This window comes from Streptomyces sp. NPDC057010, assembly GCF_042673805.1.
Lineage (GTDB): Bacteria > Actinomycetota > Actinomycetes > Streptomycetales > Streptomycetaceae > Streptomyces.
The window spans coordinates 1-14,718 of the sequence record NZ_JBHUSC010000056.1; the positions used below are offsets into that span (position 1 = coordinate 1).

Consider the following 14,718-nt stretch of genomic DNA (forward strand, 5'->3'; position numbering starts at 1 on the left):
GGCACGCGCAGCACGCGTGCCCGGCCTGCGGGAGCTCCGTCGACACGGTGGTCAGGCGGCGCAAATCCCTGGGGATCTTCATTCCGGAGTGGGTTGCCGGGCCTTGCCGCAACCCGCAGTGTCCGGCGTACGTCCCCCCGGATGCCTAGCCCTTCGTCCCCATCCCGGAGGCGACGAGGCCGTTGGCCCACAGCTGGTTGACGCGCGCCCGCTCGGTGGAGTTCGGGGTGGCGTTCTGGCACGAGGTGCCCGGGCCGCCGCCCGACATCAGCTCGCTGCACGGGCCCGAGTAGTGGTCCGGCAGCCCGAGCACGTGGCCCGTCTCGTGCGCCGTCACCCGGGTGGAGTTGTACTGCTGGTTCTGCCGGTAGTCGAGGAAGATGTAGCCTCGGCCGTGGCCGTCCGTGCTCGCGTACGAACCGCGCGAGTCGTTGCCCTCGCGGTACGAGAAGTTCCCGCCGGAGGACACCTCCTGCAGCTTGACGTTGGTCACCGAGCTGTTCCAGATCTGCGTGGAACGGGCTATCTGGGTGCGGAAGCTCGGCGCGCTGCGGGTGTTGTAGGTGACGGTCACGGCCTGGATGCCCGGGTTCGCGGCGCGCTGCTCGGCGACCGAACGCTGCACGGCCTCGAAGAAGGCCTGGTTCGCGGCCTGGTTCTCCTGCGAGTTCTCGTACGCCGCGTAGCTCGCGGGAGTGCCGGCCGGGGCGGTGGCGGCGCTGGCGGTGGGGACGACGCCGCCGAGGGCGGCGGCCAGGCCGAGGCCGAGCGTGGTGGCCAGAACGGCCTTACGGGAGTGGCGCATGTGGGGGAGCTCCTACTCGTCCGGTGCGGTGGGGGGTGGTGGTTCGGTACCGGAGTCTGAGGGAGCGGAAGCGCCCGGCGGATGATGTCACTGGCCGATAGCGCGGTCCTATCGGGAAGATTTCGACACGCCAACCGGTGTGAGAATGGCGGGATTCAGGGGGCTATCGGTGGCTGGTGCGGTCAGCCGGGCCCGGCCTACCCTCAGGGCATGGAGCTTGAGGTCAGGCACCTGCGCGCCCTGTGCGCCATCGCCGACGCCGGGAGCCTGCACAAGGCGGCCCGGCAACTCGGCGTGAGCCAGCCCTCGTTGACCACTCAGCTGCGCCGGATCGAACGGGCCCTGGACGGCGAGCTGTTCCTCCGTGAACGGACCGGCTGCCGGCCCACCCCCTTCGGTCGCACCGTACTGGGCCGGGCCCGGCCGCTGCTCGCCGACATGGCCGCGCTGGTGGCGGAGGCGCGGGCCCTGGCCAACGGGCCGCGGCTGAGAATCGGCTCCACGGCCAGCCGGGCGCTGCCCGGGTGGCTGCGGCGGCTGCACCGGCGGCTGCCGGACACCGAGACCTCGCTGGTGGTGGACGTCTCCGCCAACGCGCTGCTGAGGATGGTGGACGCGGGCCAGCTCGACGTGGCGTTCGTCCACGAGGTGGAGGGCAGCCCGCTGCGCGTTCCCGCAGGGCTGCAGCTGCACGTTTTGATGGAGCGGGAGCCGCAGTTCGTGTCGATGTCCCGGGACCATCCGGCCGCGGGCCAGGCCGTCGTCTCCTTACGGGACCTGGCCGCCGACCGGTGGATGGTGGACCCCTCGGTCGACGGCGAATGGGACGGCCTGCGACGGGTCTTCGCCGGGGCCGGGCTGGACCCGCCGGTGCTGCACGCCGACTACCACACGGCGACCTCGCTGATCGTCTCCGGTGAGGCGGTCGCCCCCTGCCAGCCGACGTCCGGGCCGCGGGACGACATGGCGATCCGGCCGCTGTCGGGCGACCCGCTGGCCGTACGCCTGCTGCTGGCGACCCGGCCGGGCGCCCACGCGGAGGTCTACGCGGACCTGCGCGCCGCCTATCGCGAGGCGGCCCTGCGCACCCCGTCGTACCGCGCCTGGCTCCACCACCACGCCAGCCCTCTGCTGGCCGCCTGATCCTTCCCGCCCCAAGCGCCGGCCGGGCTGTCCCGCAGCCCGCCGGCGCTTCTCGGGCATGCCCGCACGCAGCACGCGCTTGACTTCACCCGACCGCGATATATCGTGTTACTCAGAAGACGCGATATGTTGCGTGCGTCCTCGACCCGGCCCGTCCGTGAACGCACGAGGAGGATCAGCCCCATGGCAGAGCAGTCGTCACCGTCGACGTGGCACATCCCCGGCCCGCAGAAGCTCACCTTCGAGGAGCCGGTGACCGAGCTCCGCGTCCGCCTCGTCGGCGGCACGGTCAACGTCGTCGCCGCCGAGGAGGGCCCGGCCCGCCTGGAGGTGACCGAGGTCGACGGACCGCCGCTGTACGTGGTGCAGGAGGGCGGCGCCCTCACCGTCTCCTACGAGGACGTGCCGTGGAACGGCGCCCAGGGCTTCAAGAAGTGGTGGGAGGCCAAGCCGTGGAAGGCCTGGTCCGGAGCCTCCGCCTCCGGCCGCAAGGCCTGGGAGCGCAGCGCCGCCGTCACCCTCACCGTCCCCGCCGCCACCCGGGTCCAGGTGGCCGCGGTCGACGCCGCGTCCTTCGTGTCCGGCATCTCCGGCGGCACCGACGTCAACGGGGTCTCCGGCGACGCGACGCTGGTCGGCCTGTCCGGCCGGGTCAAGGCGCACACCGTCTCCGGCAGCGTCGAGGCCCAGTCCGTCACCGGCGACCTCGGCTTCCACTCGGTGTCCGGGGCCCTGACCGTGGTCGACGGCGCGGGCGTGAGCGTACGGGCCGACTCGGTCAGCGGCGACATGCTCATCGACCTGGACCTCGACCCGGCCGCCCCGCGGCCCGTGGACATCGCGCTGAACTCCGTCTCCGGCCAGGTCGCCATCCGGCTCCCGCACCCCGCCGACGCCCGCGTGGAGGCCAACACCGCCACCGGCGGCGTCTCCAACGCCTTCGAGGACCTGCGGGTCTCCGGCCAGATGGGCTCCAAGCGGATCACCGGAACCCTCGGCTCCGGCACGGGCACCCTGCGGGCCACCACGGTCTCCGGCTCGATCGCGCTGCTGCGCCGCCCGCAGGCCGACGCCGACGCGCCCGCCGACGGGCCCGACGCCCCTGCCGCCACCCCCCTCGTGCTCGACAAGAAGGTGCTCTGACATGCCGCCCGTCTTCGCCCACGGCCGCCTCCGCCTCTACCTGCTGAAGCTGCTGGACGAGGCGCCCCGCCACGGGTACGAGGTGATCCGCCTGCTGGAGGAGCGCTTCCAGGGCCTCTACGCGCCCTCCGCGGGCACGGTGTACCCGCGTCTGGCCAAGCTGGAGGCCGAGGGGCTGGTCACGCACGCCACCGAGGGCGGGCGCAAGGTGTACTCGATCACCGAGGCCGGCCGGGCCGAACTCGCCGACCGCAGCGGTGAACTCGCCGACCTGGAGCTGGAGATCCGCGACTCGGTGAGCGAGCTCGCCGCCGAGATCCGCGACGACGTCCGGGGCGCGGCGGGTGACCTGCGGCGCGAGATGCGGGCGGCGGCCTCGGCTTCGGCGACCCGGGTGGAGGACGAGTCCTGGAAGGCGGCCAAGGAGGAGCTGCGCAAGGCCAGACAGGAGTGGAAGGAGCAGGCCCGCCGGGCGAAGGACGAGAGCCGCCGGGCCCGCGAGGAGGCCCAGCAGGCCCGTCGCCAGGCGAAGGAGGCGCAGGAGCGGGCGCGCGAGGAGGTCCAGCGGATAGCGGGGCAGCTTCAGGAGCAGTTCGCGAAGTCGGGGGGCGTGCTGAGCGGGCTCGCGGGGGCGTGGCTGGGTGGCGGCGCCCCGTCCGCGACCACGGCCGCCGCGCCGCCGCCGGCGGCGGACACCGACTGGGCCGGGGATCTCGCGCCCACCCGGGACGCGGCCCGTGACCTGGACCGGCTCCTGGACCGATTCCGTGACGACGTCCGCGACGCGGCCAGGGATCACGGGGTGTCGGCGGACCGGGTGGCCGAGGCCCGCGCGGAGCTCGCGGCTGCGGCTGCCCGGCTGGGGGCGATCCTGCGGGCCGGGCGATAGGGCGGCCGCAGCGCCGCTGCCGGGGCTCCGCCCCGGACCCCGCGCCTCAAACGCCGGCGGGGCTGGGTCTTGCCGGCCTGAGCGTCCGGGTGCGGCTTCAAGAGCGGGCTCCGCTCCCGCGCCTCAAACGCCGGCGGGGCTGGGTTTTTGCCGGCCTGAGCGCGCGGGTGCGGCTCCAAGACCGGGCTCCGCCGCTTCAGACCGTCAGGACGATCTTTCCGAAGAGGTCGCCGGACTGGAGCTTCTCGAAGCCCTCGCGGGCCCGGTCCAGTGGCAGGACCTCGTCGATGACCGGACGGACCCCGGTCGCCGCGCAGAAGGACAGCAGGTCCTCCAGCTCGTCCTTCGAGCCCATGGTCGAGCCGACCACCTTCAGCTCCAGGAAGAAGATCCGCGTCAGCTCGGCGTGCGCCGGCCGGTCCCCGCTGGTGGCGCCGGAGATGACCAGGGTGCCGCCCGGGCGCAGGGACTTCACCGAGTGCGACCAGGTGGCCGCGCCCACCGTCTCGATCACCGCGTCCACGCGCTGCGGCAGCCGCGCGCCCGGCTCGTAGGCCTCCACCGCGCCCAGCTCCACGGCCCGCTTGCGCTTGGCCTCGTCCCGGCTGGTCGCGAAGACGCGCAGGCCCGCCGCCTTGCCCAGCACGATGGCGGCGGTGGCGACCCCGCCGCCGGCACCCTGGACGAGGACGGAGTCCCCGGGGCGCACCCCGGCGTTGGTGAACAGCATCCGGTAGGCCGTCAGCCAGGCGGTGGGCAGGCAGGCGGCCTCCTCGAAGGAGAGCTCGGCGGGCTTGCGCAGGACGTTCCAGGCGGGGACGGTCACCTGCTCGGCGAAGGTCCCCTGGTAGCGCTCGGTCAGGATCGAGCGCGGCTCGTCGGGGCCCACCCCGTGGCCGCTCTGGCCGATGACGGAGTGCAGGACGACCTCGTTGCCGTCCTGGTCGATCCCGGCGGCGTCGCAGCCGAGGATCATCGGGAGTTTGTCCTCCCCGAGGCCGACCCCGCGCAGCGACCACAGGTCGTGGTGGTTGAGGGAGGCGGCCTTGACGTTCACGGTCACCCAGCCGGGCCGGGCCCCGGGCGCTGGGCGCTCGCCCAGCACAAGGCCGTTCAGCGGCTGGTCACGGTCGATTCGGGAGGCATAGGCAGCGAACATGCCGCGACGCTACCGCCGGGTAGCTCCGGGAACCACCCCCGTTCCCGTCACATCTGTTTCCGCCCCGGGAAACGCGGAGGCCCGGCCGGAGGGATCCGGCCGGGCCTCTACCCGTACAGCTCGGCGTGGCGGTCAGGCCAGGCGGGCCACACCGTCCGCCTTGGCGGCGGCGGCGACGGCCGTGGCGACGGCCTCGGCGACGCGCACGTCGAACGGCGACGGGATCACGTAGTCGGCGGTGAGCTCGTCGTCCGAGACGACACCGGCGATGGCGTCCGCGGCCGCGATCTTCATGTTCTCGGTGATCCGGGAGGCACGGACCTTGAAGGCACCCGCGAAGATGCCCGGGAACGCGAGCACGTTGTTGATCTGGTTCGGGAAGTCCGAGCGGCCCGTGGCCACGACCGCCGCGTACTTGTGCGCGACGTCCGGGTGGACCTCCGGGTTCGGGTTGGCCATGGCGAAGACGAAGGCGTCCTTGGCCATGGTGGCGACCGCTTCCTCGGCGACCGTGCCGCCGGAGACGCCGATGAAGACGTCCGCGCCCGCGAGCGCCTCCTCCAGCGTGCCGGTCTGGTTGGTCTTGTTGGTCAGACCCGCGATCTCCGCCTTGACGTCCGTCAGGTCGGTGCGGTCCGCCGAGACGACGCCCTTGCGGTCCGTCACGCAGACGTCGCCGATGCCCGCGTCCACCAGGATCTTGGCGATGGCGATGCCCGCCGCGCCCGCGCCCGCGATCACGGCGCGCAGGTCACCGAGCGTGCGCCCGGTCAGCTTCGCGGCGTTGCGCAGGGCGGCCAGCGTCACGATGGCCGTGCCGTGCTGGTCGTCGTGGAAGATCGGGATGTCCAGCGCCTCCTGGAGGCGCCGCTCGATCTCGAAGCAGCGGGGCGCGGAGATGTCCTCCAGGTTGACCCCGCCGAAGGACGGCGCGAGGCGGATGACCGTCTCGACGATCTCGTCCGTGTCCTTGGTGGCGAGCGCGATCGGAACCGCGTCGACACCGCCGAACTGCTTGAAGAGGATGGCCTTGCCCTCCATCACGGGGAGGGAGGCCTCGGGACCGATGTCACCGAGTCCGAGCACGGCCGTGCCGTCGGTGACGACGGCGACCACGTTCGACTTCCAGGTGTACTCGTTCACCAGCTCGGGCTGCTCGGCGATGGCGGTGCACACCTTCGCCACGCCCGGCGTGTACGCCAGGGACAGGTCGTCCTTGTCGTTGACCGGCACCGTGGCCTGGATGGCCATCTTGCCGCCTCGGTGCAGTGCGAACACCGCGTCCGGGTTGTTGTCCGTCGCACTGTCACTGCGAGGGTTGACGATCTCCGCTGCCACTTCTTGTGACCCCTTAGGTCCTTTGTTTCATTGAGGGTGGCCACTCCTGGTTAAGGGGTGGGCGGGCACCGCGTCCGTACTCCGCATCGACGGTTGGCCCGTCTCCGCGAAGGGGAGGTTCGTACGCGCGGGCGCGCCGCACGCGCGCCCTGAGCCCCGGATGAGGGGTGTAAGGATCTGTTCTACCCGAAGAACGCTCGCCCAGACGAGTCGATTCCTGCTCGACCATAGGCTGCTTGTCCCGGTTTTGGCCAAAAGTCCAAAGCTCTCTGTCCAATGGGCGAGACGCGCCGCAAAAACTGAGCCAGAAAGGGCTGGTCACGGTGGTTCCTGCGGTCTGGAGGGCCCTGGCCCGCAGTCCTGTTGGGTGATCCACGGTGTCCGTTATCTGATTTTGACCTGATGGGCAGCCTGAATGCGTCAGTCCGAATGGCAAGATGCCGTAATCACACAAGGTCGCGACACTCGAAGGTGCGTGCCCGACCGTTTTTCGGTGCTTTTCCACCAGCCGGAGGAACCAGCTCATGACCGCAAGCATCACCCGTCGTACGACCGCCGCCCGGTCCCGGATCGCCGCGGTCGGCGCGATCGCGGTCGCCGGCGCCCTGATCCTGACCGGCTGTGGCGACCAGACCGACGGCGCTGCGACCAAGGAGAAGACCAGCGACGCCCCGCTGTTCTCCAAGCTGCCGAAGAAGATCCAGGACGCCGGCGTCATCAAGGTCGGCACCGACGCCGCCTACGCCCCGATGGAGTTCACCGAGGGCTCCAAGATCGTCGGTGTCGACCCCGACATCGCCGCGGCGCTCGGCAAGCAGCTCGGTGTGAAGTTCCAGTTCACCTCCGGCACCTTCGACGGTCTGATCACCTCGCTGGAGACGGGCCGCCAGGACGTCGCCATGTCGTCGATGACCGACAACAAGCAGCGCCAGGAAGGCCTGGACGACAAGGGCAACAAGATCGGCAAGGGCGTCGACTTCGTCGACTACTTCTCCTCCGGCGTCTCGCTCCTGGTCAAGAAGGGCAACCCGGAGAACATCAAGTCCCTCGACGACGTGTGCGGCAAGACGGTCGCCGTCCAGCGCGGCACCACGTACGAGGACACCTTCAAGGCCCAGGCCGAGAAGTGCGGTGACAAGAAGCTCACCATCGAGGCCTTCGACACCGACGCCGAGGCCCAGACCCGCGTCAAGGCCGGCGGCGCCGTGGCCGACCTGAACGACTTCCCGGTCACCGCGTACACCGCGAAGACCTCCGGCGGCGGCAACGACTTCGAGGTCGGCGGCCAGCAGGCCGACGTCGGCCTCTTCGGCATCGCCGTCTCCAAGGACAACACCCAGCTGCGCGACGCCCTCAAGGAAGCGCTCGACGCCATCATCAAGGACGGCTCCTACGCCAAGGTCCTGGAGAAGTGGAACGTGAAGGACAGCGCCGTGCCGTCCGCCACGGTCAACGCAGGCAAGTGATCCGAGCGCTCCACTGAAGGGCAGTCATTGTGACTGACAAGATCGACAAGGGTCCGGCCGCAACTCCGCCGGCCGGACCCGGTGCCTCGGGTACCCCCTACGAGGCGATCAAGGCCATCCCCGTACGCCACTACGGCCGCTGGATCAGCGCCGTCGTCGTCGCCCTCCTCCTCGCGTGGCTCGTCTACGCCTTCTCCCAGGGCAAGATCATCTGGGGGACGGTCGGCGACAAGCTGTTCGACTCCTCCGTCATCGCCGGCCTCGGCAACACGGTGCTCATCAGCATCACGTCCATGGCCCTGGGCCTCGCGCTCGGCATCCTCTTCGCCGTGATGCGGCTCTCGAAGAACCCGGTCACCAGCTTCGTGGCCTGGCTGTACATCTGGTTCTTCCGCGGCACCCCGGTCTACGTCCAGCTGCTGGTGTGGTTCAGCCTCCCGCTGATCTTCCAGTACATCAACCTGGGCCCGATCTACAAGAACGAGACCGTCGACGTCATGACGCCGTTCATGGTCGCCCTCCTGGGCCTCGGCCTGAACGAGGGCGCCTACATGGCGGAGATCGTCCGGGCGGGCATCCAGTCCGTCGACGAGGGCCAGAGCGAGGCCTCGCACGCGCTCGGCATGACCCAGGTCCAGACGATGCGCCGGGTCGTGCTCCCGCAGGCGATGCGCGTGATCATCCCGCCGACCGGCAACGAGTTCATCAACATGCTGAAGACCTCGTCCCTGGTCTCGGCGGTGCAGTACACCGAACTCCTGCGGGCCAGCTCCAACATCGGCACCACCGCCGGCGCGGTCATCGAGATGTACTTCGTCGCATCGATCTGGTACCTGGCTCTGACCAGCGTGTTCAGCGTCGGCCAGTACTACCTGGAGCGCCGCTACGCCCGCGGCTCGCTGCGCAGCCTCCCGCCCACGCCGTTCCAGCGGTTGAAGGCCAACCTGAACATGTTCCGCCGTACGGAGGTGGCGAAGTGACCGCCCAGCCGATGGTCAAGGCAGAAGGCGTCCACAAGTCCTACGGCGCCGCCCACATCCTCCGCGGGATCGACCTGGAGGTCGCACCCCGTGAGGTCTTCTGCCTGGTCGGCCCGTCCGGCTCCGGCAAGTCGACCTTCCTGCGGTGCATCAACCACCTGGAGCGCATCAACGCCGGCCGGCTCTCGGTCGACGGCCAGCTGGTGGGCTACAAGCAGAAGGGCGACAAGCTCTACGAGCTGAAGGACAGCGAGGTCGCGGCCCAGCGCCGGGACATCGGCATGGTCTTCCAGCGCTTCAACCTCTTCCCGCACATGACGGCCATGGAGAACGTCATGGAAGCCCCCGTCATGGTCAAGGGCGAGTCCAAGGCGGTGGCGCGCGAGCGCGCCGCCCGGCTCCTGGACCGCGTCGGCCTCGGCGACAAGGGCGGGAACTACCCCACCCAGCTCTCCGGCGGCCAGCAGCAGCGCGTGGCGATCGCCCGCGCGCTCGCCATGGAGCCGAAGCTGATGCTCTTCGACGAGCCCACCTCGGCGCTCGACCCCGAGCTGGTGGGTGACGTCCTGGACGTCATGCGGGACCTCGCCGAATCGGGCATGACCATGATCGTGGTCACGCACGAGATGGGCTTCGCCCGCGAGGTCGGCGACAACCTCGTCTTCATGGACGGCGGCGTCGTCGTCGAATCCGGCCACCCGCGTGAGGTGCTGGGCAACCCCCAGCACGACCGGACGAAGGCGTTCCTCTCCAAGGTGCTGTAGCACCGCGCCGGGGACGGACGAAGGGCGGTACGGGTCTCCCGTACCGCCCTTCCCCGTTCACGTGCCTGGTTCGCGTCCCTACTTCAGGCCCAGGACCAGCGCGTCCGAGGGGGAGCGCCACACCGTACGGGCCTCCGCGAAGCCCGCGTCGAGGAGGGTGCGGGCGTGCCAGGCCTCGGAGGGGGTGTCGCCGTCGGCGTGCTCCCCGTAGATCGCGAAGCGCTCCTTCACCGGCTCGGCCAGCACGGGGTCCGCGGCGGCCAGCGCCCACCACTCGCGCCAGTCCACCTCCCCGGCGGCCTTCGCCCGGTCCATCCGGGCGTGCCGGTGCGCGTGCTCGGCGGCGCCGATGCGCGGGGTGGCCGGATCGGGCATGTGGTCCGCGTTCATCAACACCCCGCCCGGGCGCACCAGCGGCGCGAGCTGCCCGTACAGGACGGCCAGGTCCTCGCTGTGCAGCCAGTGCAGGGCCGTGGCCGTCAGCACCGCGTCGTAGGCGTCGTACGGGAGGGCCGCGCGCCACTCGGGGTCCTTGAGGTCGGCGGTCACGAAGGAGACCCGCTCGTCGCCCGCGAAGTGGCCCCGGGCGATCGCCAGCAGCGCCGGATCGAGATCGACGCCCGTACTCGTGGCGTGCGGGAACCGCTTGAGGACGCGGTCCGTAATACTTCCCGTACCGCACGCGAGGTCCAGGATCCGGGGAGCGGGGCCCACCAGTGCCTCGACCATGTCCAGCATCACCCGGAACCGCTCCTCGCGGTCGGGCATGTACCACTCCTGCTGGCGGTCCCAGCTGTCCTGCCAGGCCTGCCAGTAGGCAGCGGTTTGCGCCGTTGTCGCCGTTTCCGTCGTCCCAGCCATCCCGAACCCCTCCACACGTAATACCCTCGAAGACGTCTCAGCCGTTACCGCAGACAATAATCCGCAGCCGTAAGGACTACAAGTGGAACTGGCCCATTACTCGGACTACGCCGTGCGCCTGGTCAACACCGAGGAGCCGGCCCGCAACAAGGACTCGCTCACCTCGGTGGACGCCGTCCGCGCTCTGTTCGGCGGCAGCGAGCAGATGGCACGCCGCGTCACCGACACCGACGTCACCCGCTTCCGCAACGTCCGCGGGCGGCTGCGCGCCGTCTTCGAGGCCGCCGACAGCGGCGACGACGTCCTCGCCGTCGACATGCTGAACTCGCTCCTCATGGAGTTCCCGGTCAGCCCCCAGGTCTCCGGCCACGAGACCCTCGGCGACGACGGCCGCCCCGACTGGCACATCCACCTCGCCGAGCACCCCTCGAACGCCTCCGCCGGCTACGCCGCCATGGCCGCCATGGGCCTGGCCTTCGCCCTCACCGAGCACGGCCCCGACCGCCTCGGCCTGTGCCAGGCCGCGCCCTGCCGCAACGCCTACCTCGACACCTCCACCAACCGCTCCCGGCGCTACTGCTCCGACCGCTGCGCCACCCGCGCCAACGTCGCGGCCTACCGCGCCCGCAAGCGGCTGGAGGCCGAGGCGTCCGCCCAGAGCGGCCGCAGCGCCGAGACCGCCCAGGAGAACCGGGCCCTCAGCGAACTCTGATGCTCCTCGCGCGGCCGGAAGCGCAGCACCGCCGTCGCCAGCACCAGCTCGTCGGGGACCGGCCCGTAGACGGTGCTGTCGCCGGGGGCCTCGTTGTACGGGTTGTCACCCAGCACCCACCAGCAGCCGCCCGGCCGCCGCTCCACCGCCCGTTTGATCACCAGCAGGTCCTGCTGGAACGGGTGGCGCAGCACCACCACGTCACCCGGACGGACGGCCGCCCCGTACCGGACCAGCACCTGGTCCCCGTGGTTGAGGGTGGGCGCCATCGACGGCCCCGTCACCTCCACCATCCCGAACTGCTTCCGCGGGCGCCTGTTCTCCACCATGCGCGTCCTCCTCGTCACCCCCGCATGCTGCCGTACGGGTCCGTACATTCGCTCACCGGTCCGCGCGCGACCCTGGACTTTTGTCCTAAGCCCATGGGGGCGCCCGCGAAATCCGGATTCCGAGCGAGTAATCTCCCCCTTGAGAAGACGATCACGAGGAGGAATCACTCCATGCTTTCCCGCCTCTTCGCCCCCAAGGCGAAGGTCTCCGCCCACTGCGACCTGCCGTGCGGCGTGTACGACCCTGCCCAGGCCCGCATCGAGGCCGAGTCCGTCAAGGCCGTTCAGGAGAAGTACCAGGCCAACGACGACGCCGACTTCCGCGCGCGCGCCATCACCATCAAGGAGCAGCGCGCCGAGCTCGCCAAGCACCACGTCTCGGTGCTGTGGAGCGACTACTTCAAGCCCCCGCACTTCGAGAAGTACCCGCAGCTGCACACCCTGGTCAACGACACCCTGAAGGCCCTCTCGGCCGCCAAGGCGTCGAACGACCCGGCGACCGGCGCGAAGGCCCTTGAGCTCATCGCCGAGATCGACCGCATCTTCTGGGAGACCAAGGCCGCCTGATCCGGCGCCCCGCACCTCCCGCCGCGCTGGTCAGAGCGCGCATGAGAACGGCCCGACTGCTCCCCGCAGCCGGGCCGTCCTCATGTCCGTCTTCCGTCTCCTGCGCTCACTCGTCGACGTCGTCGTCCTCGTCGTCCAGGCGGGCCAGCCAGGTGGCCAGGCGTTCCACCGGGACCTCGAAGTCCGGGTTCAGGTCGACGAAGGTGCGCAGCTGCTCGGCGAGCCACTCGAAGGTGACCTCCTCCTCGCCGCGCCGCTTCTCCAGCTCCTCGATGCCGCGATCGGTGAAGTACAAGTCGGGCTCCGTGCCGTGATGAGGATGTTCGGGGGGTGTTTCCCGCCAGGATAATCCGCGAACGCGAAGACACCTCCCGCCCGAGGTGACCCGGCAGTAGCGTCTCTGATCAGCCAGGTGGATCCGATACCGGATCCCGTGTCCGGCACAGGGGCAAGACTTCCCACCGTGGAGCGGTGGCGTGGGCATGGAGGTGGAATCCCGCGCCCAGTGCCGTTCCTCGTGGCCGGTGTCGGCTGGTGGTGGGCGTGCTGATCGTCGTCACGCCCTGGTGCCGGTGGGCTGCGCGGGGCAGCCGTCTCCGGTCCGTGTGAGAGTGTCCCTCCGGACGCTTTCCCGCCGGGCCTTGCGGTCTGGTGGGGGAGGGTGCCCTGCGTCGCCTGGGCGCGGGGCGTGCTGTCTGTCGCCGGGTCGAGCCGCTCTTGGACCGGTCTTTGCGGCGGGTTTTCGGGGTGGCCGGCGTGATGATGACCGCGGTCGCTTCGAGTGTGTCCACGACCGCGGGGATGGCCATGACGCCAGTGGTGCGGTCGGTCACGGTCTTGGTCTGGTGTGCCAGGCCGCGCGCTGCGATGCGCTGCCAGGCGCCTCGGTCGCGGTCGCCTTGCCAGTGGCAGGTGGGGCAGACGGCCCATTTCCAGCCCGGTGTGGTGGGCCGGTCGGGGGCCTTGCGGTGCCGCAGGGGGGTGAGGCACCGGGGGCAGTGCTTGGACGTGTTGTGCGCCGGGACTGTGACCACGGCGATGCCCGTCTCTGCGGCCATGTGCCGCATACGGTCGACGATCTGTCCGCGTACCTGCTGCGACATTCGCGTGTTCATGGTGCGGCCCATGCCGCGGGCCTCCATGGTGCGGAGGTCCTCGACGTAGATGACGCTCGCCCCGGCGGCGATGGCCTGGTCGACCGCCCATCTGGCGGCTGCTCGGGCCAAAGCGTCGTTGAGGTTCGAACGGCGCGCGGACACGTATGCGATCTCTGTGCTCAAGACCGTGTGGTAGGCGGTCAGGGGGGGGTGTTCGTCTCCGGCGGCGAGCCGCTGGTAGTGGTCGGCCTTGGCGTGTACGCACTCGGACAGTCGACGCAGGCGGTGCTGCTTGGCGAGGACACCGGACGCCCGGAACATCCCGCCACCTCCGAGGGCCGTGATCCGCCCGTCGTTGTGGAGTCGGGCGGTGCCGGCGCTGAGCAGGGTGTTCAAACCCCAGTCCACACCGAGCGCGACCTTGTGCCCGCTGCGAGACGCCTTTGGGACGGCGTGGGTGTAGGCGAGATCGGCGCGGACGGCACCCTGTTGCAACCGGAGGGTGGGCAGGTGCAGTACCGCGTCCGCAGGAATCGTCGGGGGCAGCTTGATGGGGCAGGCCACCCACGTCCAATCCCGGTACGAACGGGGGGCGGGCCGGGTGGGGAGCTGCAAGCGCAGCAGTGCGCGGCCTGGCTCATCCGCTCGCTCGATGGTCGCCTGCTGCCGGTCACAGGCCGACAGCAGAAGCATCCGTGCCGTTCTGGGCGCGCCCTCCATCTCGAATACATCGGCCGGCATCCGGCCGTACTTCTTGAGGAACGTGACGATCTGCCGTGAGCGGGACGTGATGACGCTGGAGGGCAGATGCCGTCCGCCCGGCACGGCCGCCCGCACGGCATCCCACTCGTGGGCGGTGCGCCTGCCAGGGTCGGCGGGCCACGCCGCGAGCACACCCGCAGTCAGATCGACGCGCCACCCCGCCGAGCGCAGGGCACGTCCTGCCTGCTCCTGCGCCATGCGAACGATCCGGTCATTGACGCGAACAGCCTCGTGCGGGGCGACGGTCCAGCCCAGGCGCCGCAGCGTCATCCACGCATTCGACGGCAGCCTTCGCCCGCCCGCGTCCTCACCCGAGGAGAGCACGCCCATATCGGCGGCGTTCCAATGGCCGGACAGTAGCTCGGCGGTCATGCCGGTCACCAGATCGACACACCAGCCGACCCTCGCCGCCAGCGAAGAGGCGGGCAGGAGTTCACCGGTCTTCTCATCCACACCCATCCGCAGCAGGCCACGGGCACAGGAGATTCGGGCGGTCTCGCCCTCGGATGGCGGCGCTCTACGACTCACCCCGTCACCCCCTTCTGGCGGTGCTGTCATCCGATCAACGACAACCGCGGCGAAAGGTCACACATGCGATCTCCGTAGGCACATCCGGCAGCCGTGCCTAGCGGACATCGTGGCGAGAACGCAACACGCTCGCTGCGGATACCGGAGGAACTATGCGAGCCTGGACGCCTCATGA

At 70.4% G+C, this 14,718-nt stretch carries 15 protein-coding genes; 8 read left to right on the forward strand and 7 right to left on the reverse strand.

The window, feature by feature from the left end; genetic code table 11:
- Positions 1–145 precede the first annotated feature (145 nt).
- On the reverse strand, positions 146–805 hold the full coding sequence (gene snpA / locus ACFTXQ_RS30950) for a snapalysin (protein ID WP_382647129.1): 660 nt from the start codon (positions 803–805) through the stop codon (positions 146–148).
- A gap of 210 nt (positions 806–1,015) precedes the next feature.
- On the opposite strand from snpA, the gene ACFTXQ_RS30955 reads away from it, so the two are divergent.
- From ACFTXQ_RS30955 to ACFTXQ_RS30965, 3 genes are all read left to right on the forward strand, one after another.
- Positions 1,016–1,948, forward strand: coding sequence for a LysR family transcriptional regulator (locus tag ACFTXQ_RS30955; RefSeq protein WP_382647132.1), 933 nt, complete (start codon positions 1,016–1,018; stop codon positions 1,946–1,948).
- A gap of 183 nt (positions 1,949–2,131) precedes the next feature.
- On the forward strand, positions 2,132–3,091 hold the full coding sequence (locus tag ACFTXQ_RS30960; RefSeq protein ID WP_382647135.1) for a DUF4097 domain-containing protein: 960 nt from the start codon (positions 2,132–2,134) through the stop codon (positions 3,089–3,091).
- A 1-nt stretch (position 3,092) separates the two neighbouring features.
- A complete protein-coding gene (locus ACFTXQ_RS30965; RefSeq protein ID WP_382647138.1) occupies positions 3,093–3,980 on the forward strand; it encodes a helix-turn-helix transcriptional regulator in 888 nt (295 codons plus the stop codon).
- A gap of 196 nt (positions 3,981–4,176) precedes the next feature.
- On the opposite strand, the gene ACFTXQ_RS30970 is transcribed toward ACFTXQ_RS30965, so the two are convergent.
- Positions 4,177–5,139 carry a zinc-binding dehydrogenase gene (locus ACFTXQ_RS30970; RefSeq protein WP_382647141.1) on the reverse strand — a complete coding sequence of 321 codons (963 nt, stop codon included), beginning with the start codon at positions 5,137–5,139 and terminating at the stop codon, positions 4,177–4,179.
- 132 nt (positions 5,140–5,271) lie between these two features.
- The gene (locus ACFTXQ_RS30975; RefSeq protein ID WP_382647144.1) at positions 5,272–6,477 is read right to left on the reverse strand and encodes an NADP-dependent malic enzyme; all 1,206 of its coding nucleotides are present in this window, start codon (positions 6,475–6,477) and stop codon (positions 5,272–5,274) included.
- A 524-nt stretch (positions 6,478–7,001) separates the two neighbouring features.
- On the opposite strand from ACFTXQ_RS30975, the gene ACFTXQ_RS30980 reads away from it, so the two are divergent.
- From ACFTXQ_RS30980 to ACFTXQ_RS30990, 3 genes are read left to right on the forward strand one after another with little or no spacing between them, the layout of a single operon-like run.
- Positions 7,002–7,943 (forward strand): ABC transporter substrate-binding protein, encoded by a 942-nt coding sequence (locus ACFTXQ_RS30980; protein ID WP_382647147.1) that lies wholly within the window; start codon positions 7,002–7,004, stop codon positions 7,941–7,943.
- A gap of 29 nt (positions 7,944–7,972) precedes the next feature.
- Entirely contained in the window at positions 7,973–8,923 is a 951-nt protein-coding gene (locus ACFTXQ_RS30985) for an amino acid ABC transporter permease (RefSeq protein ID WP_382647150.1), read from the forward strand.
- 11 nt (positions 8,924–8,934) lie between these two features.
- On the forward strand, positions 8,935–9,687 hold the full coding sequence (locus tag ACFTXQ_RS30990) for an amino acid ABC transporter ATP-binding protein (RefSeq protein ID WP_382647215.1): 753 nt from the start codon (positions 8,935–8,937) through the stop codon (positions 9,685–9,687).
- Positions 9,688–9,765: 78 nt separating this feature from the next.
- Here ACFTXQ_RS30990 and ACFTXQ_RS30995 read toward each other — a convergent pair whose 3' ends face one another.
- On the reverse strand, positions 9,766–10,548 hold the full coding sequence (locus ACFTXQ_RS30995; protein WP_382647153.1) for a class I SAM-dependent methyltransferase: 783 nt from the start codon (positions 10,546–10,548) through the stop codon (positions 9,766–9,768).
- Between the two features lie 82 nt (positions 10,549–10,630).
- Between ACFTXQ_RS30995 and ACFTXQ_RS31000 the strand changes: the two genes are divergently transcribed.
- The gene (locus ACFTXQ_RS31000; protein ID WP_382647156.1) at positions 10,631–11,260 is read left to right on the forward strand and encodes a CGNR zinc finger domain-containing protein; all 630 of its coding nucleotides are present in this window, start codon (positions 10,631–10,633) and stop codon (positions 11,258–11,260) included.
- On the opposite strand, the gene sodX is transcribed toward ACFTXQ_RS31000, so the two are convergent.
- Positions 11,164–11,589, reverse strand: a complete 426-nt coding sequence (gene sodX, locus ACFTXQ_RS31005; protein ID WP_382647159.1) for a nickel-type superoxide dismutase maturation protease — start codon at positions 11,587–11,589, stop codon at positions 11,164–11,166. The genes ACFTXQ_RS31000 and sodX overlap by 97 nt on opposite strands.
- 171 nt (positions 11,590–11,760) lie before the next feature.
- On the opposite strand from sodX, the gene sodN reads away from it, so the two are divergent.
- The gene (gene sodN, locus ACFTXQ_RS31010; RefSeq protein WP_030709803.1) at positions 11,761–12,156 is read left to right on the forward strand and encodes a superoxide dismutase, Ni; all 396 of its coding nucleotides are present in this window, start codon (positions 11,761–11,763) and stop codon (positions 12,154–12,156) included.
- 106 nt (positions 12,157–12,262) lie between these two features.
- On the opposite strand, the gene ACFTXQ_RS31015 is transcribed toward sodN, so the two are convergent.
- Both ACFTXQ_RS31015 and ACFTXQ_RS31020 read right to left on the reverse strand, forming a co-directional pair.
- Complete coding sequence (locus ACFTXQ_RS31015; protein ID WP_382647162.1) at positions 12,263–12,451, reverse strand: DUF6104 family protein; 189 nt, start codon at positions 12,449–12,451, stop codon at positions 12,263–12,265.
- Positions 12,452–12,560: 109 nt separating this feature from the next.
- Complete coding sequence (locus ACFTXQ_RS31020; RefSeq protein WP_382647165.1) at positions 12,561–14,468, reverse strand: zinc ribbon domain-containing protein; 1,908 nt, start codon at positions 14,466–14,468, stop codon at positions 12,561–12,563.
- Between the last annotated feature and the right edge of the window lie 250 nt (positions 14,469–14,718).

Coding starts and splice junctions, on each gene's coding strand:
- snpA (WP_382647129.1), bottom strand. CDS start 805: ATGCGCCACTCCCGTAAGGCCGTTCTGGCCACCACGCTCGGCCTCGGC.
- ACFTXQ_RS30955 (WP_382647132.1), top strand. CDS start 1,016: ATGGAGCTTGAGGTCAGGCACCTGCGCGCCCTGTGCGCCATCGCCGAC.
- ACFTXQ_RS30960 (WP_382647135.1), top strand. CDS start 2,132: ATGGCAGAGCAGTCGTCACCGTCGACGTGGCACATCCCCGGCCCGCAG.
- ACFTXQ_RS30965 (WP_382647138.1), top strand. CDS start 3,093: ATGCCGCCCGTCTTCGCCCACGGCCGCCTCCGCCTCTACCTGCTGAAG.
- ACFTXQ_RS30970 (WP_382647141.1), bottom strand. CDS start 5,139: ATGTTCGCTGCCTATGCCTCCCGAATCGACCGTGACCAGCCGCTGAAC.
- ACFTXQ_RS30980 (WP_382647147.1), top strand. CDS start 7,002: ATGACCGCAAGCATCACCCGTCGTACGACCGCCGCCCGGTCCCGGATC.
- ACFTXQ_RS30990 (WP_382647215.1), top strand. CDS start 8,935: ATGGTCAAGGCAGAAGGCGTCCACAAGTCCTACGGCGCCGCCCACATC.
- ACFTXQ_RS30995 (WP_382647153.1), bottom strand. CDS start 10,548: ATGGCTGGGACGACGGAAACGGCGACAACGGCGCAAACCGCTGCCTAC.
- sodX (WP_382647159.1), bottom strand. CDS start 11,589: ATGGTGGAGAACAGGCGCCCGCGGAAGCAGTTCGGGATGGTGGAGGTG.
- sodN (WP_030709803.1), top strand. CDS start 11,761: ATGCTTTCCCGCCTCTTCGCCCCCAAGGCGAAGGTCTCCGCCCACTGC.